This window comes from Haliscomenobacter sp. (assembly GCF_965225875.1).
Taxonomy (GTDB): domain Bacteria; phylum Bacteroidota; class Bacteroidia; order Chitinophagales; family Saprospiraceae; genus Haliscomenobacter.
The window spans coordinates 705,712-732,708 of sequence record NZ_CBDDBS010000002.1; the positions used below are offsets into that span (position 1 = coordinate 705,712).

Sequence of the window (26,997 nt, forward strand, 5' to 3'; positions counted from 1 at the left end):
GATTGCGATGACCTAACTTTTGTTCATCGAAAGGCTGCCGATAGTCCCCTTGTTTTGAACAATGATAAAAATAACCTGCACACTCAAAATCGCCGCGAAGAAGCACCAGACAGAAATAACATAGTGTGTGTATGCAATGAACGAGAAGACCAAAGAGCCCAACATGGTTACAGCCAATAGTTTCATCCATTTCATACTGGACAGAAAAATGGGTACTACTGTAGCCAAAAAATAGGCCCCCCGATGCAAAATCCGATAAGGGAAATGTATAGTGAACCGAATGTGTTTGGACTCAACAATTGCCGAAGCCTCATGCACAAACAGGCAGTAAAGCATATATGCGGAGAGGGCCCCACCAAGCAACATAAAATAGAAGATCATTTTTTTTCTGGCTTTATCGGGCTCAATCAACCAAAGGGCAAATGGGGCCAGAACAGGCCAAATCACCTGGGAGATCAGTAAAAAGAGGTACATCGACACATCGTGCCAGGAAGCCAATTTTGGTTGCGTAAAGCTCAGCCACAACATCCCTTCTGAACATTGCTGGAAGCCAAACAAAAATGGTACACTGGCAAAAGCCAACATTTTAGGCGATTCACTTTTTTTAATGGCAATGAAACCTGCACCAGCCAGTATTACTCCGGCTCCAAAACTTGCACTTGCTGAGAAACACATAAGTCTTGATTTTATTATTCCTGCAAAAAACCAATGCGTTCCGTTAAGTTAAAAAATTCATTTCAGAAATACCAGTAAAATTCAGTACTTGTTGGGCAACCCTTTATTTTGCTTACAGGTTAGGGTCCGAGAGTCAACACTTTAAAATTTATTTTAATTTTTTATTCCTCTCCCATCCTTTTTGGCATCACTTTTGTAAACGGTAAACCAGCTTCCTGCGTTATCAGGAAGGATACCGTTCAAAACAACATAGAAAGATGAAGAGGATCAAGTTCTGCCTGACTTGGGTAGGGTTGCTGTTGTTACAGGCCACCTTTGCCCAAACCTTTACCCCCCTGAACATTGAAGTAGAAACCGAAACGGGTTTACTCAGTAATCCCTGGGGTGGTGGGCTCAACTGTCCACAGCTGTCCGAAGCCGACCTCAACCACGATGGGCTCAACGATTTGTACATCTTTGACCGTACCTCCAACCTGCATCTGGCCTATCGGCGGCAAGGTACCCAGTATGTATTTGCCCCCGAACTGGTGCAAAACTTCCCGGCCTTGACCGATTGGAGTATGCTCCGCGATTACAACGGAGATGGCATTGCCGACATCATCGCCTATTCCGATGTGGTAGGTATTGATGGCATGACTGCTTTCACCGGGTATTGGAAGGACAACAAGTTGGCGTTTCGGCGTTACCATTTTGGTGGACCCTTCAATTTGGCCTATTTCCCCCTGCGCTCCGGCGGGAAATCACAAATCTACATATCCCGGATCGACATCCCCGCCATTGATGACGTGGACTGTGATTCAGATTTGGACATCATCACCTTCAATATTTCCGGCGGCTACGTCGAATTTTACCAAAACCAGTCGGTCGAAAAGGGATTTGGCCGCGACAGTATGCTTTTCAACTTACAAACCAATTGTTGGGGCGGCATCTATGAAGATGGCCTGAGCGCCAACATGGGCCTCGCCGCTGCTCCGGGGCAGTGTTACCAATCCAATGTGGCCTCGGTAGATTTTCGCCATGCTGGTTCTACCTTGACCACCGCCGACATCGATAAGGATGGAGATGTCGACCTTTTTGTGGGCGACGTTTCTTACAACAACATCAACCTCCTGACCAATGGCGGCACCTGCAAACAAGCCTGGTTCAACAAGCAAGACCCTCGTTTTCCCGGCAACGACAAGGGTGTAGACCTGCCTATTTTCCCGGCAGTTTATTTGGTGGACATCAACAACGACGGCACCAAAGAAGTATTGGTAGCTCCCAATGAGAACAATGGTTCAGAAGACTTAAATGTACTGTGGGTGTATGAGAACAAGGGCACTACAGCAAGCCCGGAATTCAAATTCAAACAAGACAATTTTTTGGTCAAAGACATGATTGACCTGGGGACTGGCGCCTACCCCAGTTTTGTCGATTACAATGCCGATGGCCTGATGGATTTGGTGGTGGGCAATGGCGCTCGTTTTTTGCCTCAGGGTCAGCGCTCGATTGGTTTGACCTTGTTTCAAAATGTAGGCACTACCCAAAAACCAAAATACCGCCTGGTGGATCGGGACTGGTTGGGGATGAACCAGTACAACAAAGAAAATTATGCACTGGCTCCCACTTTTGGTGATTTGGATGGAGACAATGACCTGGATATCCTGGTGGGCTCTGAATTTGGGTTAATGTACTACGCCGAAAACATTGCAGGACCCAATCAAACCATGAAATTTGGATTGTGGCAGGCCAAATACATGAACATCGACATTGGTCAGGGTGCAGTCCCACAAATTGTGGACATCGACGGCGACAAACTTCTGGATTTAGTCGTAGGAAACCGCAGTGGGCACATCAGTTATTTTAAAAACACCGGAACCTCCAAGGTGGCAAAATTTGCCAAAGATCCTTCCATTCAGCGCCTGGGTGGAGTGAATGGCCGTGACCAAAATGACTATGTCAATTTTTATGGCTACGGTGCTCCCTTGTTTTTCAAACAGGCCCAACAAATGCGCTTGATCCTGGGCACAGAACGGGGTGAGCTAAAAATGTACGACCAGATTGAACGCTTTTTGACGGATACGTTCAGGGTATTAGACAATGAACTGGGGAACCTTCACCTGGGGAAACGCACCAAGGCCGACCTGGCCGACATCAATGGTGACGGATTTTTGGACATGGTGGTGGGCAATCAGCGCGGTGGTTTGAGCCTTTATACCACTTCTTTCCGCAGTAGCCAAACAACCCCAGTACGGGAGCCATTGGCCAATCAAGCGCTCAGCTTGGTGCCCAACCCCGCCAGTGATTGGGTTTCAATTCCCGGTTTAAGCGAGGAGAAAGGGCTTTTGAGCGTTTTTGATCTAGCCGGGCGTCAGGTGATGCAACAAAGCATCAATCGGTATTCCAATGAAATTCGGATTCGGGATTGGACGCCGGGAGTTTATATTTTCAGGCTCAGCACCGAAGGAAAGGTATTCAGTGGAAAGTTGGTGAAGCGAGGAGAGTAATTGTGCATTCCCAATCTGAGGTGTTCCTTTAGTGCCTTAGGTTTCTTAGGTGGTTAAAAAATGTGCTTTATTTTTTTCACCACCCAAGAAACCAAAGACACTAAAGAATCACTTTAGAAAAGCATCAAGCCAAGTTTCCTTGTCCCACAGCGATAGTACTCAAACGCAACTGCCCGCCTACCAATTCCACCACCAAACTGAACTGCGTCAAATCCAACAACAACCATTCCAAGTGACTAGCTGAACCATTAGGAGCGTGACCCGCCTCCTCACTAGCACCCAAATTGGCCGTCATTGTCGTCAGGACATTTCTACTCAAGGTCAAATCTACCGAGCCCAGCTTCATTTTGCCACCACCCGCTACTGCGGATGAACTCGAGCTTGGGAAAGTGGGCGTGAGCACAATAGACAACACTTGCGCATTGGCATCAAAAATGACGTTGAAATGGGCTTGGGCCGGGTCCAAAATGGTGGTACGCACCAACATAGCAGGTGCCAAAGGCCCTACTGGAGCGATGTTCAGGTCTGCTCCTTGCAGGCTGATGAGCAGGCCTGGGTTCAGGTCAAAAATTTGAACCTGTCCCTGTTCATCCAACAAGAACAACTTACCCGTAGCGGGTTCAAGGATAATATGGCTTTTCATGTTTAGGTGTTTTAGCAATACTTATAAACGTATTTAGTAGCCCAATATTTCCAACATCTCCTCAGAAGTTTGTTCAGGTTGGTACAAACGATCCACGATGTTCCCCTGTGGGTCTTTGTAAATCAGGATATGTTTGGGGGAAGGGATCAGACAATGTTTGATTCCACCGTAGCCGCTGATTTGGTCCTGATAGGCTCCAGTATGGAAAAAACCTAGGAACAAACGCTCTGGATCACCGTTTTCAAAAGCGGGCAGGTACACCTGAGCCTGGTTGACCTCTGCGTTGTAATAATCCGAGTTGTCACAACTCAAGCCGCCGATGTTGACCCTTTGGTATTCGTTGTACCACTTGTTGATGGGCAGCAAAATAAAGCGCTCGCCGATGCCCCATACGTCGGGCAGGGTGGTCATCAAGGAGTTGTCGATCATATACCAACGCTCCGCGTCGTTTTGTTGCTTTTGGGTGAGTACCGAAAAAAGCGTTGCCCCACTCTCCCCTACCGTGTATTTACCAAATTCGGTGAAAATATCCGGCTCTGGTACTTGCTCTTTCTGGCAAGCCTGGAGAATGGTTTTGACAATCTCCTTGATCATGTATTTGTAGTCGAACTCAAAGCCCAGAGAATTGCGGATGGGCATACCCCCGCCGATGTTCAGGATTCCCAGATCTTCCGATTCGCGGCGCAAATTGGCGTACATGCGCACCGCTTTGCGCAATTCACCCCAGTAGTACAAGCTGTCTTTGATGCCGGTATCGACAAAAAAATGCAGCAAAGTGAGTTTGAATTTGGGATTGTCTTTGATTTTTTCTCTAAAAAAAGTCATCACATCCGAGTTGCGGATGCCGAGGCGGGAGGTATAAAATTCAAAATTGGGCTCCTCTTCCGTTGCTACCCGAATGCCAATTTTGCACTGACCCTTTAAATGTTGGTCGTAGTATTCAATTTCATCAATGTTGTCACAAACCGGGATCACGTTTTCAAAACCGTCGTGGATCAAATCGATGATGCGCTGCTTGTAGTGATCGGGTTTAAAACCATTGCACACAATGGTGATGCTCTTGTCGATCAGCCCCTTTTTGTGCAACTTCCGAATCAGGTCGATGTCAAAGGCCGAGGAGGTTTCCAATTGCACCTCGTGTTTGATCGCCTCTTCCAGGATATAGCTAAAGTGATTGCTTTTGGTACAATAGCAGTACTGGTATTTGCCATTGTAGTTGAGCGACTTCATGGCTCGCGTGAACAAATTGCGCGCCTTTTTGATTTGAGCGCCAATTTTGGGCAAGTAGGTGAGCTTCAGTGGAGTACCATACTTTTCAATGAGGTACATAAGTGGTACACCGTTGAACACCAAATAACCATTGACATCGATGTCAAACCCTTCTTGTGGAAAATAAAAGGTCTGATCGATCAGATCGAAGTATCTGTTGGTTCCGTTCACTTTGGCCAGAGATTTTTAATGGTTGATCAAACATGCTTAGGAACGGAAGTGAAATAAAGTAAACACTTGACAAGCTCTTTATTGATTTTGCTGCGTTACTCGTCAGTTGCGTAGTTCACTATGCGCCTTCCACCTGCCTTGCCAAATCAAAAAACAGCCAAGTTAACTTGTTTACTTTATTTCATTTCCGTTCCTTAAAAAGCGCTGCAAAGCTAAGGAACACAAACGAAATAAAATTGTAAAGTTGACTCGACGACTTGCGCCCATGAATTCTGGTGAAATCGTGTAAATTGTGGCGCTAAAAAAAGACACCATGCAGCAACTCGACGCCCTCAATCAAGTGGCAGAATTCCACCGTACCTTCCAGCACCCCATCGAACCCCAACCCACCATCCCCTCCGAAGCGCGCTGCCGCCTGCGGGTAGCCCTGTTGGAGGAAGAAGTAGCCGAACTAAAATCGGCTATCGCTAAAGGTGACTTGGTTGAAATTGCCGACGCCCTTTGCGACATTCAATATGTACTCAGTGGAGCGGTGCTGGAGTTTGGTATGGGTGAAAAATTCCGCGAACTCTTCGACGAAGTACAGCGCTCCAACATGAGTAAGGTATGCAAAACCCTGGGTGAGGCTCAAGCAACCGCTGCCTATTATCAGCAGGAACGCGGTGTAGAAAGTTACATCCGGGAGGTACCACCCTACTTTTTGGTGTACCGCAAGGATGACGATAAAACCTTAAAATCAATCAATTACTCTCCAGCCAATTTGGAGAAGATCCTTCTTTAGGAATTCCCTGGCTGGTACAAGTCCATAGCTGGTACAAGTCTCCAGACTTGTACCAACATTTTCGCGTCTCTGACGCATGCGCAATGCAAAAATATTGAGCAAATACACGTCAGAGACGTGTTGATATTGGTACAAGTCTGGAGACTTGTACCAGCGAAACATGGAACCTCTTAACAACCAGATTTATGAAAAAACCACTCATTCTCCTCCTCCTGGGCTTTAGCCTGTACGCCAGCGCCCAAAAAGCGCCCGAATTCGCTATTGCCCAATCCGAAGTCGAAATTCCCCTGCGCTTTTTGGCATCGGATGAATTAGGCGGACGCCGGACTGGCTCTCAAGGGAACCTGATTGCTGCCCGCTACATCGCAGAGCACCTGCGGACTTACGGCTACTCCATGGCTCCGGGCCTGAATTCCTACTTCCAGTCCATTGATTTTCAAGCTAATACACCTCCAGTTTCCGCCAGTTTGATGATTGGTAAAACCGAATACAAATTCAAAGAAGACTTCATCGTGATGACGGGTGATCCCACCAATCTCAGCAAACTGGACGTAGTGTTTGCCGGCAATGGCTGGATCGATGAAAAAACCGGACAAGACGATTACAAAGGCAAAGATGTCAAAGGTAAGCTGGTCGTTGTACTGCCTGGCGCACCCAATGAAACCTCGCCACAAGCCGTTTTTCGGGCTATGGCGAAAAAACGCGATTGGGCTTATGAGCGTGGCGCGGCGGGTCTGATCGAGTTGTACCGCTTGTCTTTCCCCTGGAATTTTTTCACCAGCTATTTTGGCAAAGAAAGCCTGGGCGTAGCTCCGAAAGAAGGCCCTAAAGCCTCCAATAAAATGTTCTACGGCTGGTTGAAAGAAAAAAATACGGTCAGTGACATCAAGGATTTGCAGGAGGGCAAAAAACTCAAGGCCAATCTGAGTAACTCTGGCTTTACCCGGCGTATGGTACCCAGCCAAAACGTGGTGGGTGTACTCGAAGGTAGCGACCCACAACTCAAAGACGAATACATCATCATCAGTGCGCACTACGACCACGTGGGCATTGGCAAAGAAGGTGGTGGCGCTTATTCCAAGGAAGACAGCATCTTCAACGGTGCCCGCGACAATGCAATGGGTACGGTGGCACTGCTCACTGCCGCGAAAGCTTTGTCTTTACAAAAGCCTAAACGTTCAGTGATTGTATTGGCGGTAACGGGCGAGGAACTGGGACTCTTGGGCAGCCAGTATTATGCCGAAAACCCACTGATTCCCCTCAACAAGTGTATTTTCAACCTCAATACCGATGGGGCGGGCTACAACAGCACCGAACACATCTCCATCATCGGCTGGAGTCGCACAGGTACCGATGCCCTCATTGAGCAAGCGGCCAATAGTGTGGGATTGAAGGTTTTTCCAGAACCTGCTCCTGAGCAAAACCTCTTCGACCGCTCTGACAACGTGTCTTTTGCCGTAAAAGGGGTACCTGCCCTGGATTTCAGCCCGGGTATCACCAAGTTTGACGACGTCATCGCCAAGTATTACCACCAGGTAGCCGACCATGCCGAATCGGTAGACCTGCCTTACTTCCTCAAGTATTGCCAATCCTTTGCCAATCTGGCGCGCCTCATTGCCGACAATGCACAGCGGCCACAGTGGAAGGCGGGCGATAAGTATGAGAAGGCAGGGATGGAACTGTATAAGAAATAATGAAGTTGAAGGGGTTAAAATTAATGGCACTTCGGCTACGCTCAGTAACCATTAATTTTAACCCTCCAACTTTCCAAACAACATGAAAAACCAACACACCCTCGGCATCCTTGCCGTACTCATCGGGGCGACCGTCTGGAGCACCGGCGGTTTGTGCATCAAATTGCTGCCTTACGATCCGTACACCATCCTGTTTTACCGCTCGATTTTTGCTGCGCTGACCTTTTTGGCCTTCTTCCGGCAGCGGGCACTCACCTTGACTCCAATCATCGGTGCCGTTGGTTTGCAATACGCCGGATTGGCCTTTTGTTTTGTGGTCGCCACCAAAACCACCACCGCGGCCAATGCCGTTTTGTTGCAATACACCGCGCCGATCTACGTATTTTTGCTGGAACCCATCTTATTCAAGTTTAAACTGACCCGGCTGAACATCATAACTGTGGTCGTCTGTTTTGTGGGTATGTTGCTCTTTTTTGCCGAAGATTTGGGTGGGGGAAATGTTCAAGGCAACCTCATTGCACTCTTGTCTGGCGTCCTGCTGGCAGCCATGATGATCACCCAGCGCTTTAATCGAATTGAACATTACGATGCAGGTCTGTTTTGGGGCAACATCTTCATCGCGCTAATTTGTTTGCCCTGGTATTTAAAATCAGCCACACCCACTTTAGAGCATTGGACCTTGTTTTTCATTTTGGGCGTTATTCAAATTGGAGTAGGTTACATGTTGTTCAATTACGGGCTCAAACGCACCCTGGCCATCGAGAGTGTGCTATTGGCCATGATGGAGCCGATTTTAAATCCCGTTTGGGTTTTTATTGGATATGGGGAAAAGCCTGGTATGTGGACCATAATAGGTGGCCTGGTAATTTTGAGCATGCTGGCGGTGCAAGTGATTGTGGGAGAAAAGGGGCGACAAAAGCCAGAAGTTCAACTTTAAAAACTACCTTTAAACAAACATAAAACCGACACAATTAACATGTTCAAACAGTTCTTACTCTCCATTTGCTGCATCAGCTTCAGTCTGACTATTTATGCCGCCAAGGTCGATACCGTTGAAATCACCAGCACATTCTTGCAGCGCAAAGTCAAAATCGCGGTGGTTACCCCGAGAGGGTACCAAAGTGGCCAAGCTACTTATCCAACCATGTATTTGTTGCATGGAGGTTACGGCAAATTCAGCGATTGGTTGATGGCGCCAGCGGACAAAAGCCTTGTCCACCGCATCTGTGATGAATACAACATCATTATCGTACTGCCCGAAGGTGGCATTGGTGGGTATTACCTGGATAGTCCGGTCAATCCAGCCAGCCAATACGAAAGTTTCATTACCAAAGAAGTCATCGCCAAAGTGGATGGCTCCTACCGCAGCATCAAAGAAAAGACCGGTCGGGTCATTTGTGGCCTGAGTATGGGTGGGCATGGCGCTATGTACCTCGCCACCCGCAATCCACAGCTTTTTTGCGCCGTAGGCAGCATGAGTGGGGCCTTGGACATCAATACCGACAATTGGGATGTCACCCCCGAGCGCCGCAAAGCCATTGCCGACCGTCAAGTCAACGTTTGGCCACCCAAAGCAGAAAATCCAGCCTTCTACTACAACAACTCGGTGGTGAACATGGCCGATAAAATGAAAGCCAACGGGCTGCCCATCAAATTCGATTGCGGCGTAGACGACTTCCTGATCGCCCCCAACCGGGAATTGCATCGCCGCCTTTTGTACAACAAAACCCCACACGAATACACCGAGCGCCCCGGCGCACATACCTGGGATTATTGGCAAAATGCCTTGCCAGATCATGTTGCGTTTTTTCAGAAGGTGTGGAAGGGCAACGGAACTTTGAAATAAGGTGTCTGAAGGGGGTTGAGGGATGTTGAGGAACATAAGTCATCCCGAATTTTTGAAAAGTCAAAATCGGACATAAACCTAATCGCGGAGCGATTGAATTAATAATAGCCCCGGTCGTCCGGGGTAAATAGTTGGGTCAAATTGGCGGCAACCACGGCAGTGGTTGAACTCAATTGAGCAAAAAGTTCAACCGCATCCGCGGTTGCGAAACCTTGTGCTACCAAAATGACCCCGGACGACCGGGGCTATTATAAATTCAACCGCATCCGCGGTTTGTCATCCCGAAAATTCGGGATGACTCCTGTTCTCAATTTCCTCAACCTACCTAAAACCATCACATGTCTAGCAAAAAAGTTCTCACCGGCGGTCAACGATTCCGCAAAGCTTACCGCACTGCCCTTCAGGTCATGCTGAGTTATGCGGGGTTATTCCTCGGCAAGCGCCTCTTTGGGCAACGCTATTACGAGCTGCGCATTGAACAGCTGCACGTCCGCAATGCCGAGCGGGTCAAACGAGCGATTCTGGAGCTAGATGGACTGTTCATCAAAATTGGGCAGATGTTGTCCATCCTCAGCAATTTTTTGCCGGAGACCTTTCAAAAACCGCTGGAAGAATTACAGGACAAAATCCCCGCCCGCCCCTACGAGCAGGTACGCGAGCGCGTGCGGAGCGAATTGGGAAAATACCCTGAAGAGTTATTCACTCGTTTTGACTTAGAGCCACTGGCTGCAGCTTCCATTGGCCAGGCGCACCGCGCCCAACTGCCCGACGGCACCGAAGCGGTGGTCAAAGTCCAACACATGGGCATCGAAGCGACTGCCCGCATCGACCTTGAAATCATCCGCCGTTTGATTCAAGTCAGCGCCTGGTTTTACAACATCAAGGGCATGGATTATGTGTACACCCAAGTCAAGTTGATGATTGAGGAGGAGCTGGATTTTCGCAAAGAGGCGCTGGCTATGGAAAAAATCCGCATCAATTTACAAGATCTAGCGGGTTTAAATATTCCCCTAATTCACCCCACTTATTCGGCTACTCGGGTTATGACCAGCACCTGGCACGATGGAGTCAAAATTTCCAACCTGGAACAAATTGATTCCTGGAAACTGGATCGTCGGGCCTTGGCCAGTACCCTCTTGCGGGCTTACAGCAAAATGGTGCTGAAGGACGGTTTTTACCACGCCGATCCCCACCCGGGCAATATTTTGGTACAAAAAGACGGCACCCTGGTTCTACTCGATTTTGGTGCCACCGGACAACTCAGCCCTGCCCTCAAGGAAGGCATTCCCAAACTGATCGAATCCGCCGTAAAAAACGATACCCAGGGCATCGTCGAAGCAGTGCGCCTGATGGGCTTCCTGGCGGATGGCCGTGAAGCGGAACAAATGGCCGAAAAGATGATTGAGGCCATGCGTAACTTCCTGCAAAATGAAATCAAACTGGATGGTTTGAATTTTAAAGATATTGAGGTCAATCCTTTCAACAACAGCATGGTTGCCCTGATCCAGGACATCGGCATCAGCGGAATCACGGGCACAGTAACGGTGCCCAAAGACTGGATTTTGCTCAACCGGGCTTTGACCTTGTTGTTGGGCATCTGCAATACCCTTGATCCTAAACTCAATCCATTGGAAGTGGTGCGCCCTTATGCCACGGAGTTGGTCAAAGACCAGCAGGGGGGCTGGTTTGGTTTTGTCCGCAATCTCCTGCAAGGTACCCTAGTCAATCTACTGGCACTGCCTGATGAGCTGCGTAAAACCTTACAAAAAGCGAATAAAGGGCAGTTGGAAGTACGCACGCCGGATATTCGGGATGGGGCAAAGTTGTTGTATTTGGCGGCCCGGCAATGGTTGATGGCCTTGATGGGTTTGGCATCGGTAGTTTTGGCGCAATGGTTCTTGAAGATTGAGGAGCCGAATTCGGCATGGTGGGCGTATGGGGCCGCGCTCGTGTTTGGCTGGTTGTTTTTGGGGGCCTGGCGGAAGGGGGGAAGGATTTTTCGGGGGATGGACTAGATTGGGTGTGAACCCCCAAACCCCAGAATCACCCTTTTCATCTCCACAATCACCTGAGCAGTCGGCTTCTTCATCACGCCAAAATATGGGCCAGTACCTTTGTATTGTCATTTACAAAAGTGCTGAACCATGAAAAATTTATTCACCCTTTCTTTGATCCTGCTCGCTTTTGCATTGCAGGCGCAAAAAAATACCCCGGCCATCGGGCGGGTGTACGGCAAACTACTTGAGGCAACAACTAAGGAGCCAATCGCATATGCATCCGTAACCGTTTTTAAAACCTTACCCAGTGGAAAGGACAGTCTAATCGGTGGCGCTTTAACCATAGAAAATGGAGACTTCAATGTCACTGCACTGCCCATGGGTGCTTTCAAAGTTCGAGTGAGTTTTGTCGGCAATCAGGATTTGGTGAAACCAATTAAAATTTCGCCGCCCAATAACCTGGAACAAGATCTGGGCAACCTGCTCATGGCCGTCGATGTTCAAACATTAGGCACGGTGGAAGTAAAAGCGGAAAAGGCGACCACCACCATGAACCTGGAAAAAAGGGTGTTTAATGTGGATAAAAACCTCAGTGCCATGGGTGGAACTGCCGAAGATGTGCTAAAAAATGTGCCTTCGGTTACAGTTGACATGGACGGAGGCATCAAATTGCGGGAAAGAAGTGCCACCATTTATGTGGATGGCAAACCAACCCTGATGTCCTTGAATCAAATCCCTTCCGACCAAATTGAATCTGTGGAGGTCATCACCAATCCTTCTGCCAAATATGAGGCTTCCACCATGGGCGGAATTTTGAACATTGTACTCAAAAACAACCGCAAACCTGGTTACAACGGAGTTTTGAGCCTTGGATTAGGCAACCAGGATCGGTACAATGGCGGGCTCAATTTGAACCTCAATAAGGACAAATGGAGTATTTCCGGTTTTTACAGCATCAACAATTCGAATGTGCCATCCCTTGCTTACGTATACCGTACAGGTTTAACTTCAGCAGCCCTTGTGCAGGATTATTACAATCAAAATTCGGTAGTTACCAATCGGAATTTTTTCCAAACCGGCCGCCTAAATGTGGATTACGCCCTCAACAACCGCAATACCATCTCCCTGGCAGGAACCGTTTCTGGTGGAGCATTTGACTTCTCGGTTGCCCAGAACTATGAATCCTTAGCCTCAAACCGCCAGATCACCAACTATGGGTCCCGCCAGACCTTGTCTGAGAATGATTTTACCCGCAATAGCCTTGATCTGCAATGGAAAAAAACCTATGCCACCAAAAACAAATCGCTCCTAGCTATTTTAAACTACAGCTGGGGGGACAAGACCAATACTTCCAATTGGAACACCACTGGTTTTGATGCCCAGGGAACATCTTTGGCAACTTATCCTCAATTGGTTAAAATAAACGATGCCAGCAACAATGATCAGGTCTTATTCCAGTTGGATTATGTCAATCCCCTAAACGACTCCACCAAGTTCGAAATGGGGTTGCGCAGTTTTTGGAATGCCCGCTACCAAAATTACTTTTTCAAACCCTTCAATGCGGAATTGAACGATTTCATCGTGGATACCCAATTCTCCCAGGATGCCAACATTAGCGAAAGCATCAATGCTGCTTATTTCTTGTACGCCGGGCGCCTGAAGCACCACATCAGCTACCAGGCGGGCTTGCGGTTTGAGCAGTCCAATTTGACCGGGATTTCACACCTGGAAAACCAACCTGATTTCGGCTACACTTACCCCAAAGGCTGGGGAAAAGAGTTTTTCCGTTCCCTCTTTCCGTCCATTTTTTTGTCAAAAGACTTGGGTCAAAACAACGCGCTTGGGCTTAACTTTAGTCGCAAAATCCAACGCCCCAATCCTCAACAGTTTATGCCAGGCATCAAATCCAATGACAAACAGAACATCCAAATCGGCAACCCAGCCTTACAACCCGAATTTATTGATCTGGCCGAATTGAACTACAATAAAATTTTCGGCCACAACAATTGGTTGATTTCCTTGTATTTGAGCAATGAAACCAATACCATAAAGCCTTTGACACTCCCCTCCGAAACCGACCCTACCGTACTGGTGACCAAATTTGTGAATGGTACTAATGAATTGACCTACGGGATCGACAATACCTTAAAACTGGCTTTTGGCAAAAACTTTGATGTCCTGTTCAATTCCAATGTGTTTAGGTTCAATGTCAATGTAGATACTTTTAGCAACAGCGGTTGGGCCGCCAATGGTAAAGTGGGTTTGAATTACCGTTTGCCTGCTAGTTTTTCGCTGCAGTTGAATGCTGCCTACGAAGGCAATCGGCCCATTCCCCAAGGTTCCCGGCAAGGTATTGCCTACATGGACTTTGCGGTAAAAAGATCGTTTTTCAAAAATGCAGCAAATTTGGTATTTTCGATCAATGATGTGTTCAATACCCGTAAAGACATTACCACACTGACACTTCCTACTTACATTCAGGAGTCGATGCGCCGCCGCGATACCCGTTATTTTAAACTATCCTTGCAAATTCCTTTTGGCAAAGCGGATGCTTCACTGTTCAAAAAGAGCAACAAGAAGCCCGAAGTGCCTGAAATGCAAGAATTTTAAGGATTATTTATTTAAAAATTTGTCATGAAATTCGTCCTCACTGGCCTCCATAAAACGATTCTGTTCCACTTTTTTTTGTGGAGCGTTTGGCTGTATTTGTCTTTATCCAACGTCGGTGAGGACGAGTTTTATGCGCGCGCCAAATTTATCATCATCCTGATTTTAACCACTCATATTCCATTGTTTATCATCAACACAGGATGGTTGATCCCCAAAGTGCTGATCCGAAAAGGTATTCCCTTGTATCTGACCTCATTGGTGGTCGTAGTATTTGGGTTTTCCTTGTTGCATCGGGTCATCCACACCCAACTGAACGATGATCCCAGGGAGCACCAACACCATGACAGCAGGCCCTCCAAGGGCACCATTGCCTTGATCCTGGTGGCTGCCATCAGTACGGGTTATGGGTTGTTGAATTACGTAGTGGTGCAGGAAAAACAGCAGGAAGAAAAACAAAAAGAACGGTTGCAGTCGGAATTGTCCTTTTTGCGCTCTCAAATCAGCCCGCATTTTATTTTTAACATCCTAAATAGCATCGTTTATCTGATTCGGAGTAAATCGGATTTAGCCGAGCCGGTCACTTTGAAACTTTCGGAGCTCATGCGCTACATGTTGTATGAATCTGAAAATGCTCAAATCCCCTTGGAAAAAGAGGTAGCTTACCTGAAAAATTACATCGAATTGCAACAAGTTCGCTTTGGGGAAGACGTAGATGTGGTCTTTACAACGGAAGGTGCCGCTTCCACCCAAATGATTGAACCCATGTTGCTCATCCCATTTGTAGAAAATGCATTTAAACATGGCGTAGGAATGGTTTTGAATCCCTCGATCAGGATTGTGTTGCACATCAGCGAAAACACCTTGTCTTTTTCGATCAAAAATAAAATTGCCCCCGAAACGGCGATGCACAAGGACACGAGTTCGGGGATCGGGTTGAAAAATGTTCAAAGGCGACTGGAATTGCTTTACCCTCAAACCCATGAATTGCTCATCCAGGATGAAAAAGACTGGTTTTTGGTCACCTTGCGTTTAACGTTTAATTGAATCGTTATGAAACTGACCTGCATAATTGTGGATGATGAAAGTTTGGCACGCAAACTCCTTGAAGAAAACATTGGCCAATTGCCTTTTTTGGAACTTGTAGGCGTTTGTAAAAATCCTTTTGAAGCCCTGCAGCTGTTGCAAGAAACCGCAGTAGATTTGATGTTTCTTGATATTCAAATGCCAGGGATGTTGGGTACCCAATTTTTGCAAAGTTTGCGGGAAAAACCAATGGTTATTTTTGTCACGGCCTACTCCAATTATGCGCTTGAAAGTTATGATCTCGATGTGATCGATTATTTGATGAAACCGGTCAGTTTGGAACGTTTTACCACGGCAGCCTTAAAAGCACTGGAGGAAAAACAAAAACAAGTCGCACTCAAAGCTAATTCCCCCACTTTGGAAGTTAAAACGCCCCAGGAAGACGTATTTTATGTTAATGTAGAATACGCACTGGTCAAAATCCAGATCAAGGACATCTCCCACATTGAAAGCATGAAGGATTATGTGAAAATATTTTTGACGACGGCAAAAAAACCTGTCATTACCAAAATGACTTTAAAATCAATCGAAGGAAAACTATCCCCACAAAACTTCATGCGCGTACACAAGTCCTTCATTGTCAACTTGGGCAAAATCGATTCTATCCGTAGTCAAACCATTTTTATCGGCGAGCAGCATATTCCAGTAAGCGACGTTCATTTAGAGGCACTGATGCAATTCGTAAATCAAATGAAATGAGCAAATAAATTGGACATTGAGCTTACCAAGTAGCAGCGCCCTTGGTAAGCTCTTCCATCCACTCATTTGCTCCTAGAGCCTATTTCAATCAAACATTGTCGGCTACGACCACAAACTTTTTGCTGTGCACATCCACCTGATCTTTGCCATTTGGTAAATAAGCCTTTACCTTTTTGAATTCAAAAGAATCACCAGCATTCAACTCCTTAATTTTCAGGATAATTTCTTTAGAGAAGGTATTGGACTCTTCTTTGAAGGTGCTGATGGTACCACCTTTGTTGATGTCGATGGTGTAGGTGAAAATCTTGGAACCTACTGCACAGCCATCAACCGCCAGTTCCTTGGTTTTGAGTACATCCTTCTTGCTGATGTCACCTCCGAATTTGCCAGCGATGGTCAGGAATGCGCCGCCAGGTAGTTCTGCTGCCGCTTCAGGATTAGGTGCAGTTACAAAAGAACACATCCCAACGATTACAAATGCGGACAACAATAAACTTTTTAGATTTTTCATGATCACAAGTTTTGGTGAAGTAATGATGAGTTCAAATGTATAACCCCTTTCAATGTCAAATTCAAAAGGTATACCAAGCCCTGGATTTGGGATAGCAACAACCAGATTCGGAGGGAAGTCAGCTTTTTTTGGGAAAAGCAGTCGTTGCTCTACCTAGATTGTATTTTGCTCTACTTTGATGCAAAATTCACCACTAAATCAACGTAATTTAAGAGCTTGTTTAAGTTTTTTGGGCGGAAGCGAAAACGAGAAAATGTTTGCCTAAATGAGGCACGAAAAGTGGAGTTTAGCAGCGCTAAATGAGCATTTTCGGAACGAAATTTAGGCAAATATGGGCCGTTTGTAGCCCGAACAAAAAATTTAAACAAGCTCTAAATCATTTAAAAATCAGCACCATCCAAACAATACCAACAACTCGGACAGCAGGCAAAGGCATCGATTATTCCTTGCTCATAACCCATGTCCTTTTCTGGGGACTATATGTGGTGTCGGAGTATTTCGCCAATTTAGTTCATCAGTACCCTAGTGAATGGCCTAGTTTTTTGCGCGCCACCCTCTTGCCACTACCCATTTTGATGATCGCCACTTATTTTATTGCTTGGTTTGTGGTGCCGCGTTATTTGGTGCCCCAAAAGTGGATTTGGTTCCTGTTGTGGTGTGTGGTTGTGGCGGTGATTGTATTTTATTTCCGCATCAAGTGGCAGGAAGTGGTCAATTACCTGCGCTCGGAGCAGTATTATCCCGTGCCAGTCAACAAAATGCTCAAAAACATCATCCGCGATTATTCCATCATAGCCTTGGCGGTGTGCATCTACATCATCGGGGATTACCGCCGCAAACAAAAACTGAACGAGGAACTCATCAAAGCCAAAGCTGAGGTGGAGATCAAACTGCTCAAAGGGCAATTGCACCCACATTTCCTGTTCAACTCGCTGAACAACATTTACAGCCTGGCCTTGTCCAAATCTGAACTCACCGCCGACAGCATACTCAAACTCACCGAATTGCTGGACTACCTCGTGTACCGTGCCAGTATGGATACCGTTCCATTGGCCAAAGAGGTTCAATTATTGGAAAACTACCTGGGTTTGGAACAATTGCGCTACGGCGATAAACTCCAGGTAAAAGCGGATATTGCCGTGCAAAACGACAGTATCGCCATCGCGCCCTTGTTGCTTTTGCCTTTTGCCGAAAATTGCTTCAAACACGGGGGAGTTGGTGCCGATGGAGTTTTTAGGGTAGAACTGCATTTGTATACTGACCCTAAAAAGCTCTACTTCAGCCTCAGCAACAGCAAGCGTAAAACCACAAATAGTCCAGTAACGCAGAGCGGCGGCGTAGGTCTGGAAAACATCCAAAAAAGACTTAACTTGCTCTATCCTGATCGGCATCAATTGCAGATTGTCAATGGGGAGGAAATGTATGAAGTTACGCTGGAAATTACGTTTTAATGCCCTACAAATGTTACATCCTCGATGACGAGCCCCTGGCCCTGAATGTCATCGAGCAGCACCTGAGCAAGTTTGAACAATTTGAGGTTTGTGGAAAATCTACCGAACCCTTGCAGGCATTGGGGCAAATCAAAACCCTACAGCCCGACCTGCTTTTTCTGGACATCCAAATGCCCGAACTGACCGGTCTGGATCTGATCGAATCCATTCAAAACAAACCCTCCATCATCATCACCACCGCTTATCGGGAATACGCGGTGGAAGGATTTGAACTGAATGTACTCGATTACCTGGTGAAACCCATTCCTTTCAAACGATTCATCAAAGCCATCGACAAGTTTTTGGAGCAAAAAGTCCCAAAAACAACAACTGAACCTAGCCCCGTCTCCCCTACCCCAGCCGAGGCCACCTTTTTATTGATCAAAGCCGAGCGCAAAACCATCAAAGTAGCTCTTGATGACATCTTGTACGTGGAGGGAGTAAAAGACTATGTCAAAATTGTACTCAAGGATCAAAAAATCATGACCAAAACCTCCATCGGGAATTTTTTCAATGAATTACCCGCAGATCGTTTTGTGCGCATCCACAAGTCTTTTGTGGTGGCTATTGACAAAATTGAGGCCTATACCGCGCACGATGTGGAAATCCACAAAATGGAGTTGCCCATCGGAAGGATGTATAAGGAGGCGTTTGTGGGGTTGATGGAAGGGCGGTGAAACCCTTACCCTTCTCATTTCCAAATCGCCTTCAAACTCCACAATTGCCCTTTTACCAGGTCCACTTTCCCTCCCTCACAAAACAGGGAAATAGAATCAAATGGCGTGGTAGGGAAAAACAAATCCGTCAGCACTACCCTACCCTCATCAGCAAACAATTCAAGCGAAGAAACGTCCAGTAGGATGTGCATTTTCACCTTGCGATCTTTGCTTTCCCGGGATGCGATGTGTACTTCTTTGCCAAATGCTTTTGAAAAATCGTGCTTGCCCGCCAGCCGTCGGTCGCTAAAAAATTGATTTTGAGCAGCGTCCATTCCGATGCGGTATTTTTCTCCACTAGCATTGCTGAGTTCAAGCCCCCATTTTACCTGTGGATCGCTGGGTAGTACAACTTCCAGCTCCAGCTCCAGTTGGGCGGGTGAAAGGCCACTTTTTTTGCCGATATCCAAAGTGCCACTCAGGGATTGAGGCGTAAGGGTAAAGCTCTTGGCACGCAACTTTTTTTGTTCTGGTATCGCCTGCGAGAACACCCTCAAGCCATCTGGGGTTTGTCGCAAGCTCAGTTCCCGGGCTACCGTAGTCGCGCTACGCCAGGGATGGGTAGGCACATTTTGGGCGTAATCCCAATTGCTCATCCAGCCCATAAACAGGCGCCGCCCGGCGGGAGCATCCGACCAAGTTACCCCGGCGTAATTGTCGCGGCCCCAGTCGATCCAAAGGACTTTTTCAGGGGCATTGTCGTTGCGGAAGGTTTTGCCATCAAACTCACCAACGAAGTATTGAGTAGCCGAGCCTCCATTGGGTCCGCCCGGGTTGATGCTTTGGATCAGTACCCACTTGCTTTGAGTGCTACCGCTCACTTTGAGTGGAAAAAAATCGGGGCATTCCCATACGCCACCATGGTTGCCGTGCTCGGCACCGAAGTTGCTGAGGAAAGTCCAGTTTTTTAAATCGGGTGAGCCGTAAAAACGCACCTGGTTTTGTGCTGCCAGTACCACAATCCATTGTTTGCTGCCCTCATGCCAGATCACTTTGGTGTCGCGGAAATCGCGGATGCCGGGGTTGGGAATCACCGGGTTGCCTTTGTACTTGGTCCAGGTACGACCAGCGTCGTTGCTGTAGGCGAGGGACTGGTATTGAAAGTCGTTCCGACCAGCTTTTTCGCCCGCCATCAGGTGATGGGTAAACATGGCAACCATCGGCGGCTGACCATTGATGCCGAATCCACTGGTGTTTTTCCAGTCGATCACCGCACTACCAGAAAAGATCAAACCCAGGGAATCGGGGTACAAGGCAATGGGCAAATTGCGCCAATACACCAAATCCTTGCTAACCGCGTGCCCCCAGTGCATTGGGCCCCAAACTTTATCTTCGGGGTAATGCTGATAAAACAGGTGGTATTCGCCCTTGTAGTAGACCATACCATTGGGGTCGTTCATCCACATTTGGGGTGGGGAGAAATGGAATTGGGGGCGCTGGGGCTCATGGTAGTGGGGGAATTGGGCAACCACTTTTAAGCTAGTCAGCATGATCATCAGCAAAAACAGGTGGATATATAAGCGTGTATTCATTAGCTCATCAAGTTTAGGTAAAAGGACTGGATGCCGAATTGGCTTTTGATTGGCCAACTCTTCTTTGCCATTTTTTTGTACTTACGAATCTATAAAATTATCCTTTAATCAAAGGAGGAATGATTGGTTTCACCTCTGTTTTTCATGTACTTTAGCCATTCAAACTAACCTTCTATGAAATTCATTCCCTTACTCCTGCTTTTTTTGGTCAACCTGGAATTTGCTTTTGCTCAAAACATTTTTGACCAAAACAACCTCACTGCCTGGTGCATCGTCCCTTTCGATAAGTTAAAACGTGGCCCGGAAGAACGGATCGCGATGTTGGAAAAATTGGGCTTCGTGCAGTACGTATACGACTGGCGCAGTGAACACATCCCTACTTTTGATCAGGAAATCAAATTGGCCAAACAACACAACATCGCCATGGAAGGTGTTTGGCTGTGGGTCAACAGTCAGGTGGACAAAACCGGGCAATTGAGTGCCGACAACCAAAAAGTGATCGATATTGTAGCCAAAAACAAACTCAAAACCACTTTTTGGCTGGGTTTTGACAATGGCTTTTTTGAAGGTCTAAGCCATCATGAAAGGGTGGCCAAAGGTGCGGCATTTTTAAAATACCTCCATTCCATCCTGACTCCACTGCAGTGCAAAATTGCCTTGTACAACCACGGTGGCTGGTTTGGCGAACCAGAAAACGAAATTGAAATCATTAAAAAAGCTGGCCTGAAGGGTGTGGGCATCGTGTACAGTTTTCACCATGGCCACCACCAGATCAACCGTTTTCACAGCATGTTGAAAAATATGTTGCCCTACCTCGTGGCCATCAACCTGGATGGTATGGATTTGAGCAAAGGCCAAATTCTCCCAATTGGTAGCGGGAAAAGTGAAAAAGAAATGATTCAATTGATTCGGGAAAGTGGCTTTAAAGGGCGAATCGGAGTACTGGGGCATCGGGATGATGAAGATGTCGAGGTCGTGCTGCGGGGGAATTTGGAGGGCTTGAAAAAACTTTTAGAACTAAAGTAGCTTCAACACCCGCTCCGCAGCCTCCGTTCCACTCCCTACTGCTCCGTCCATGTAACCAGGGAAGGCAGCAGCAGTTTCCGTACCTGCTACAATAAAGCGACCATCAAAATAACTGTCCCTAAAAATGGGATCACCATTGTTTTGATGCGGCAAAATGTATCCGGTATAAGGCGCAAAAGTATCCTGCTCCTGTTGCCAAACACAATCATAGTAGGTATTGTACCGTAGGGCATCATCGCCAAAATACTTCTGCAATTGCTGGAATACCAGCGCTTTTCTTTGTTCCTGGCTTGCCCCGTGCAAAGCCCCACTCATAAAACCTTTGAGGGCAAAATGGGATGCTTCCACATTGGAATGGTCGTACAGTTCACTGATGGGGCCAACATTGCTGAATACCGAGCCCGAGTATTTTTTCTCCCGCCAAAACGCCCGGGGATAAGTGATGGCTACTTTGATGGATTCGCCCATCCAGGTATGGGTTTGTTGAGCTTTTAGCACCAAAGATTCTGGCAGGGCTGGCTGGAACTCAAGTTTTTCAACCAGTAACTTCGGCGGAATGGTGGACACCAGGATATCCGCGCTGAAGCTTTGATCAGCGCTTTCTACACTAAAAATGCCATCGTGGTAAACTATTTTTTGGACACGCTGCCCCAAGTGGAGTTGATCGGGAGCTAAGTGGCTCAGTAGTTTTTTGATCAAAACACCACTGCCGCCCGCAATGCGGAGATTAGGTGCCTGTTCTGGCAAGAGAAAAACCTGAGGGGGCGAGGTGGAAATCGGTTCGTAAAAAGTATAGCCTTGCAAAAATTGCTCAAAAACGGGCAGCTCCAATTCATTCAATAAAGCAACTAAAGCTTCGTGTTTTCCACCCAGCCAGGTTGCACCCATTTCTACGGGCGCTTCTCCCTCCGGATAAAGGGTATGAATGCGCCCACCCGGACGGTTCCGAGCCTCGATGAGGGTGGCAGAGATACCTGCTTTTTTGAGTTGATAAGCCAAGGTAAGGCCAGTTAAACCAGCACCTAAAATCAATACATTTTTCATGGGTTAAAAATAGGGAATTATTGTGCGTGGTGAGTAGTGGGGCCCAGGTGGGCATTTTAAAAAAAGCTCGAAATTTAAGTTTTAAAAAATAGCTCGCGATAAAAAAACATCTTCCTTGTTGTACTTTTGTCGGCAGTAGAGTTGATGACTCCATCCGAATAAATATAAATTATAATTAAATCACTGTGATAAATGAGCCTTGCTTTTACATCAACATTAAAAGCCTTTCTTCGATCTTACACTTTGTTGTTTGTTGTATCGCTTATCAATGTAAATTTTTGCTTCGCTCAAAATTTGGGCGGCAGTTTTACTATTGATTTTGGGTATCTAGCAACAATGGTTAAAGACACTCGACACAGCAGCATTTTCCGTACCTGCCAAGGCGGAAACTCAACATTGAGTTACAGCATTCAGGGCGAAAAGAGCGCAAATGCACTGGGATTTGGACTGTCCTTCGCTGTTGGAGATCGAGATGGAAATATCGTCACCAGCGTATTTGCTATAGAAATGCGGATGTTCTATGAGCATTTAAGAACGTTGAGAAATAAAAATTGGCAATTGGGTGCGTATATTGATTATGGTGTGTTCCTTACTGATCGGGATGGAGGATATTGGTTTGGATTTGATGATGACCCAAGTTTTAGTTATGTCATGTGGACTTCTTTTGGCCTGAGTGGGAAATATCAAAAGTCATTAGGTGAAAACTGGCTATTGAACGTTAAAACTGCTTTACCTCTATTTGCCTTTACAGAGCGTCCTGCTTATGCTTTTGTTTTTCCTGAAGATCACTACGTTTTGAAAGATTATTATTCTTTGCTATTGCAGTCAGAATATTTTGAGCGTGCTCAATTTCGACCATTTACTCAGTTTACAAATCTTCAATTTCAAACAGGACTTCAACGCAAACTTGGTCAAAGGGGCAACTCAATTGGTTTCAACTACAAATGGAATTACCTTTTTGCTGGAGGAGTTAAACCTCTCTTTAAATTCAATCATCAACTTGGTATAGCTTTATCAATTTAGGTTTAAAAAGTCATGAAAACACACATTAATCTTTTAGTCCTCTATCTCAGTTTATTATTCCTAGGTTGTTCCAAGGAATTTGCCTCTCCAAAGGACTCCAACGTTGAAGTATTTGAGGAGTTTTTGAAATTCACAGAAGAGAACTATGCTTTGCTTGAGGTTAAAAAAATTGATTGGGAAGCAGTTAAAATAGGCTATCGCCCCAAGGTGTCCAACCAGATGACACAAGACAGCTTCTTTTCAATTTGTCACCAAGCAATAAAAGAATTGAAAGATGGGCAATGTTATGTCAACAACGGTCGCACACTCCAAACCTATGATTTTAAGACAGGATATGACATTCAGTTTAAACTAGAGGTCGTATTGAATTACCTGAAGAGGAAAAACATTGATGTTAGATCTGATCCCTTATCAGAAACAATTAATGATACTACTGCCTATGTTCATTTTTATTCTTTGTTTCATTCAGATTCAGACAAAATAAAAAGCGCAATCGGGTATACAACCTTTAGCCGATTCAAAAAAGTAATTATTGATTTGCGCAATGCATATGGTGGTCAGCCAATCGCAGCATTTAATCTGCTCAGACATTTTGTATCCACGCCTACACAAGTGGGATCAATGGTACATAAGAATGGTAGAGGCCCAAAAGATTTCAAAACAGTGCCCGTAATAGTTCAACCCACTTCAGAATATGTAGGGGATAAAAAAATAATTATTCTTACCAATCGCTATACCTTTAACGTTGTAACATACGTGGTGGCAGTTCTACAAACCTTACCCAATGTGACCCTGATCGGCCAGACTACTGGCCCGGGTAGTGGCCTTGAATTACCTTATGAGTTGCCCAACGGTTGGACCGTGGCCGTTGCTAGCAATTACTTCCTCCCAGCAAACGGTCGCCATATTGAAGACGGCATTAAACCAGATATTGAAATCAACAACACTGCTCTTGATCTTCAAAATAAGCGCGACCGAATGTTGGAAAGGGCGATAGCTGAATGAGTTTTATTTGATCACAAACTCATAGTTTCCAGCATTCACCTGCTGTACCATTACATTTTTGCCCGCATTATCCAATACCCGCCCCTTATTCCACACCTTTTGACCTGGCAAAAGCTCTAGGCTCAAACTAGCACTGCTGTTCGGTGGCACAACTACCTTGTAGCTAATACCCTGAGCCGTCCTTTCCCAACTCGAAACCAATTCTCCTTGTGGCGTTTTAAAACTGGCCTGAAAACGATCCAAACCCTTCACAAAATGAGGATTGAGCAAGATATTTTTAAAACCCGGAGCCGCCGGGTCCGGCTTAATGCCCCCTAACGCCTTGTAATACCAGGCTCCAATTTCCCCAAACATGATGTGGTTCATGGAGATGTCCGACTTCGCATCGATGGGCCAGTTTTCGTAGAGGGTGGTGGCGCCGTTTTTGATCCACCAACCCCAGGAAGGGAAGTCTTCTTGCGCGGCGATTTGGTAGGCCAGGTCAGCGTAGCCATTGTCGCTGAGCGCGTTGAGAATGGTTTTGGTGCCCAACAAGCCTACGTCCAGATGCGCGCCATCAGCTTTGACCCTTTGCGCCAGGTTGGCGGCTACTTTGGCCTGGAGTTCGCTGGGCACAATCCCCCAGTGGAGCGGTGCACTCATTTCCGTTTGGGTGCCGTTGCCATAAATGCCCGTTTCCCGGTTTAGGTATTTGGCATTGATGGCCGCTTTAATTTGAGTGGCCAGCGCTGAATAGGTGGTGTAATCCGCTTTTTTATTCAACAATTGAGCTGTTCTGGCCAAAATCGTCGCATCGACGTAGTAATAAATCGAAGAGGTCAGTTCAACCGGTGCCTTTGATTTGACGGGCACCCAATCGCCCAGGCCCCAGGTCGTCAAGTGCCCTTGACTGCGGTCGCTGATGGCATCCACGTAACGTTTGATGTTGTCGTAACAATCCTCCAGCAGTTTAGAATCGCCGTAAAACAGGTACACATTCCAGGGGATGATCGCAATAGTACTCGTCCAGTCGGGGCCATTGCCCCATTCATACCCCCAACCGCTGGTGGGCACGATGGAGGGTAACACGCCATTGGGTTGTTGCTCGTCGCGGTGGTCGGCCAGCCATTTTTCGTAAACGGTGATGCCGTCAAAGTTGTACAAACCAGTTTCGCTGGCGATGTGGGCATCTCCGGTCCAGCCGTTTTTCTCCCGCTGGGGGCAATCGGTGGGATAACCGAAAAGGTTGGAAAGGTAGGAATTGTTGGTAGCAAACCAGATTTTGTCCAGGGTGGAACTACTCGATTGTACCTTACCCAGCACAGGTAAATCGCTGTGCATAAAATACCCCTTGAGGCTGTTTTCAGAAAGGGTGATGGCCTGATTGCTGCTCACTTCCACGTATTGAAAACCCTTGTAGTTGAAGCGGGGCATAAAACGTTCCTCGCCGCGGCCACTGAGGATAAAAATATCCGTTTGGAAAGGGTCAGTATTGTCAGTAGGGCGGTAATGGACGTCGATGTTCGACATGTCGGAGCGGCCTTCCGCGTTGAGGCGTTCGGTATGTCGGAGTCGAATCCGGGTGCCAGCTGCACCACTTACGCGTAGGCTGACTACGCCAGAAATGTTGCGGCCCAGGTCGTACAGATAAGTGGTGTCGTTGATTTTGCGCATGGATTTAGGGCTAATTGCTTCCACATCGCGGATGGGGTGCATCACCTGAGCGACCAGGTTGGTGCTGGGTGCTGGGCGCAAAATCACGGTTTTCCATTGGGCATCGTCAAAATTGGGTTGGTTCCAATTGGGCTGCTCCAGGCGAGCGTCGTAGTGCTCGGCGGTATAAATGCTGTTAAAAATGATGGGACTGAGGGCCGTTTTCCAGTCCTTGCCAGAACTGATTGTTTCTACCGAACCATCGGTGTAGGTGATGCGCAAATCGAGGCAAAAAGTGGGGCGGTTGCGCCAGGGTGCTTCGTGAAAAAACCAAACCGCCGTGGATTGATGGTTGTACCAGCCATTGCCCAATAGAACCCCAATGGCATTTTTGCCCTTTTGGACTTGTTTGGTCACATCGTGGGTCACATACATCGTCCGCCGGTCGAAGCGGGTATACATGGGGTCCAGGCGGTGATTCCCAATCGCCTGGCCATTGATCGACAACTCGTACAAACCCGCCACGGCAATGTAGGCGCGCGCGGAGCGGATGCTTTTATTGGTTTCAAAGGTTTTGCGGAAGTAAGGAGCAGGTTTGAGGTTGACATCGCGGGTATCCGAAATCCAGGCGCCTTTCCAATTGCTGGCCTTTTGCATGCCAGTTTCAAAATTCGCAACGGAAGAAAGCGTACGTTGCCCATCGACACCCCAGGAGGCTATGGCCCAGTAGTATTTGCTAAAGGCTTGCAAGGGTGGACCTGCATACGTTATTAGTGTTTTGTTGGAAACCACTTTTATGGAATTCCAGACCAGTGCTTTGCCCTGGAGCAGTCCCGCTGAATCGGTTCCTACCCAAATTTGGTAGGCGCTTTGACCCGCACCCTGACTAGGGTCTTCCAACCGCCAGCTGAAACGCGGACGGGCTGCGTCAATACCTAGGGGATTGGTGAGGTACTCACAGCGGAGTTCAACGGGTTTGGCGAAACTTGGGGTAATAGTTAGAAAAAAGAATGCACAAAATGTGCAGAGAATTATACGAGCAGATGTAGGTTTCATAAACGACG

At 46.9% G+C, this 26,997-nt stretch carries 21 protein-coding genes; 14 read left to right on the top strand and 7 right to left on the bottom strand.

Annotated elements, in window-relative coordinates:
* Window positions 1-12 precede the first annotated feature (12 nt).
* Window positions 13-675, bottom strand: coding sequence for a DUF6629 family protein (locus ACO08K_RS05735; RefSeq protein ID WP_421795440.1), 663 nt, complete (start codon window positions 673-675; stop codon window positions 13-15).
* 257 nt (window positions 676-932) lie between these two features.
* Here ACO08K_RS05735 and ACO08K_RS05740 point away from each other — a divergent pair, with 257 nt between their 5' ends.
* Window positions 933-3,161, top strand: coding sequence for a T9SS type A sorting domain-containing protein (locus ACO08K_RS05740; RefSeq protein WP_421795441.1), 2,229 nt, complete (start codon window positions 933-935; stop codon window positions 3,159-3,161).
* 124 nt (window positions 3,162-3,285) lie between these two features.
* Here the strand turns inward: ACO08K_RS05740 and ACO08K_RS05745 are convergent, their stop codons facing one another.
* Together ACO08K_RS05745 and ACO08K_RS05750 are read right to left on the bottom strand one after the other, a co-directional pair.
* Window positions 3,286-3,804, bottom strand: a complete 519-nt coding sequence (locus ACO08K_RS05745) for a hypothetical protein (RefSeq protein WP_421795442.1) — start codon at window positions 3,802-3,804, stop codon at window positions 3,286-3,288.
* A 33-nt stretch (window positions 3,805-3,837) separates the two neighbouring features.
* On the bottom strand, window positions 3,838-5,244 hold the full coding sequence (locus ACO08K_RS05750) for an arginine decarboxylase (RefSeq protein WP_421795443.1): 1,407 nt from the start codon (window positions 5,242-5,244) through the stop codon (window positions 3,838-3,840).
* Window positions 5,245-5,557: 313 nt separating this feature from the next.
* Here ACO08K_RS05750 and ACO08K_RS05755 point away from each other — a divergent pair, with 313 nt between their 5' ends.
* The 8 genes from ACO08K_RS05755 (at window position 5,558) to ACO08K_RS05790 (ending at window position 15,954) form a co-directional block, all read left to right on the top strand.
* Window positions 5,558-6,025, top strand: coding sequence for a hypothetical protein (locus tag ACO08K_RS05755; RefSeq protein WP_421795444.1), 468 nt, complete (start codon window positions 5,558-5,560; stop codon window positions 6,023-6,025).
* 185 nt (window positions 6,026-6,210) lie between these two features.
* Window positions 6,211-7,719 (top strand): M28 family peptidase, encoded by a 1,509-nt coding sequence (locus ACO08K_RS05760; protein WP_421795445.1) that lies wholly within the window; start codon window positions 6,211-6,213, stop codon window positions 7,717-7,719.
* 82 nt (window positions 7,720-7,801) lie between these two features.
* Window positions 7,802-8,656, top strand: a complete 855-nt coding sequence (locus ACO08K_RS05765) for a DMT family transporter (protein ID WP_421795446.1) — start codon at window positions 7,802-7,804, stop codon at window positions 8,654-8,656.
* Between the two features lie 39 nt (window positions 8,657-8,695).
* Window positions 8,696-9,565 (top strand): alpha/beta hydrolase, encoded by an 870-nt coding sequence (locus ACO08K_RS05770; RefSeq protein WP_421795447.1) that lies wholly within the window; start codon window positions 8,696-8,698, stop codon window positions 9,563-9,565.
* Between the two features lie 338 nt (window positions 9,566-9,903).
* Window positions 9,904-11,580, top strand: a complete 1,677-nt coding sequence (locus tag ACO08K_RS05775) for an ABC1 kinase family protein (protein WP_421795448.1) — start codon at window positions 9,904-9,906, stop codon at window positions 11,578-11,580.
* Window positions 11,581-11,709: 129 nt separating this feature from the next.
* Window positions 11,710-14,172 carry an outer membrane beta-barrel protein gene (locus tag ACO08K_RS05780; RefSeq protein ID WP_421795449.1) on the top strand — a complete coding sequence of 821 codons (2,463 nt, stop codon included), beginning with the start codon at window positions 11,710-11,712 and terminating at the stop codon, window positions 14,170-14,172.
* 24 nt (window positions 14,173-14,196) lie between these two features.
* Entirely contained in the window at window positions 14,197-15,216 is a 1,020-nt protein-coding gene (locus ACO08K_RS05785; protein WP_421795450.1) for a sensor histidine kinase, read from the top strand.
* Window positions 15,217-15,222: 6 nt separating this feature from the next.
* Window positions 15,223-15,954 carry a LytR/AlgR family response regulator transcription factor gene (locus tag ACO08K_RS05790; protein WP_421795451.1) on the top strand — a complete coding sequence of 244 codons (732 nt, stop codon included), beginning with the start codon at window positions 15,223-15,225 and terminating at the stop codon, window positions 15,952-15,954.
* 88 nt (window positions 15,955-16,042) lie between these two features.
* On the opposite strand, the gene ACO08K_RS05795 is transcribed toward ACO08K_RS05790, so the two are convergent.
* The gene (locus ACO08K_RS05795) at window positions 16,043-16,465 is read right to left on the bottom strand and encodes a hypothetical protein (RefSeq protein WP_421795452.1); all 423 of its coding nucleotides are present in this window, start codon (window positions 16,463-16,465) and stop codon (window positions 16,043-16,045) included.
* A 542-nt stretch (window positions 16,466-17,007) separates the two neighbouring features.
* Between ACO08K_RS05795 and ACO08K_RS05800 the strand changes: the two genes are divergently transcribed.
* Window positions 17,008-17,916 carry a sensor histidine kinase gene (locus ACO08K_RS05800; protein ID WP_421795453.1) on the top strand — a complete coding sequence of 303 codons (909 nt, stop codon included), beginning with the start codon at window positions 17,008-17,010 and terminating at the stop codon, window positions 17,914-17,916.
* A complete protein-coding gene (locus tag ACO08K_RS05805) occupies window positions 17,916-18,632 on the top strand; it encodes a LytR/AlgR family response regulator transcription factor (protein WP_421795454.1) in 717 nt (238 codons plus the stop codon). The genes ACO08K_RS05800 and ACO08K_RS05805 overlap by 1 nt, the downstream gene beginning before the upstream one ends.
* Before the next feature lie 14 nt (window positions 18,633-18,646).
* Here the strand turns inward: ACO08K_RS05805 and ACO08K_RS05810 are convergent, their stop codons facing one another.
* Window positions 18,647-20,203 carry a glycoside hydrolase family 32 protein gene (locus ACO08K_RS05810; RefSeq protein ID WP_421795455.1) on the bottom strand — a complete coding sequence of 519 codons (1,557 nt, stop codon included), beginning with the start codon at window positions 20,201-20,203 and terminating at the stop codon, window positions 18,647-18,649.
* Window positions 20,204-20,377: 174 nt separating this feature from the next.
* Between ACO08K_RS05810 and ACO08K_RS05815 the strand changes: the two genes are divergently transcribed.
* The gene (locus tag ACO08K_RS05815) at window positions 20,378-21,229 is read left to right on the top strand and encodes an AP endonuclease (RefSeq protein ID WP_421795456.1); all 852 of its coding nucleotides are present in this window, start codon (window positions 20,378-20,380) and stop codon (window positions 21,227-21,229) included.
* On the opposite strand, the gene ACO08K_RS05820 is transcribed toward ACO08K_RS05815, so the two are convergent.
* On the bottom strand, window positions 21,221-22,273 hold the full coding sequence (locus ACO08K_RS05820; protein ID WP_421795457.1) for a flavin monoamine oxidase family protein: 1,053 nt from the start codon (window positions 22,271-22,273) through the stop codon (window positions 21,221-21,223). The genes ACO08K_RS05815 and ACO08K_RS05820 overlap by 9 nt on opposite strands.
* 192 nt (window positions 22,274-22,465) lie before the next feature.
* Here ACO08K_RS05820 and ACO08K_RS05825 point away from each other — a divergent pair, with 192 nt between their 5' ends.
* Both ACO08K_RS05825 and ACO08K_RS05830 read left to right on the top strand, forming a co-directional pair.
* The gene (locus ACO08K_RS05825; protein WP_421795458.1) at window positions 22,466-23,296 is read left to right on the top strand and encodes a hypothetical protein; all 831 of its coding nucleotides are present in this window, start codon (window positions 22,466-22,468) and stop codon (window positions 23,294-23,296) included.
* 12 nt (window positions 23,297-23,308) lie between these two features.
* Window positions 23,309-24,301, top strand: a complete 993-nt coding sequence (locus ACO08K_RS05830; protein ID WP_421795459.1) for a S41 family peptidase — start codon at window positions 23,309-23,311, stop codon at window positions 24,299-24,301.
* A gap of 3 nt (window positions 24,302-24,304) precedes the next feature.
* Here ACO08K_RS05830 and ACO08K_RS05835 read toward each other — a convergent pair whose 3' ends face one another.
* Window positions 24,305-26,989: a family 78 glycoside hydrolase catalytic domain gene (locus tag ACO08K_RS05835; RefSeq protein ID WP_421795460.1), complete on the bottom strand. Its 2,685-nt coding sequence runs from the start codon at window positions 26,987-26,989 to the stop codon at window positions 24,305-24,307.
* Between the last annotated feature and the right edge of the window lie 8 nt (window positions 26,990-26,997).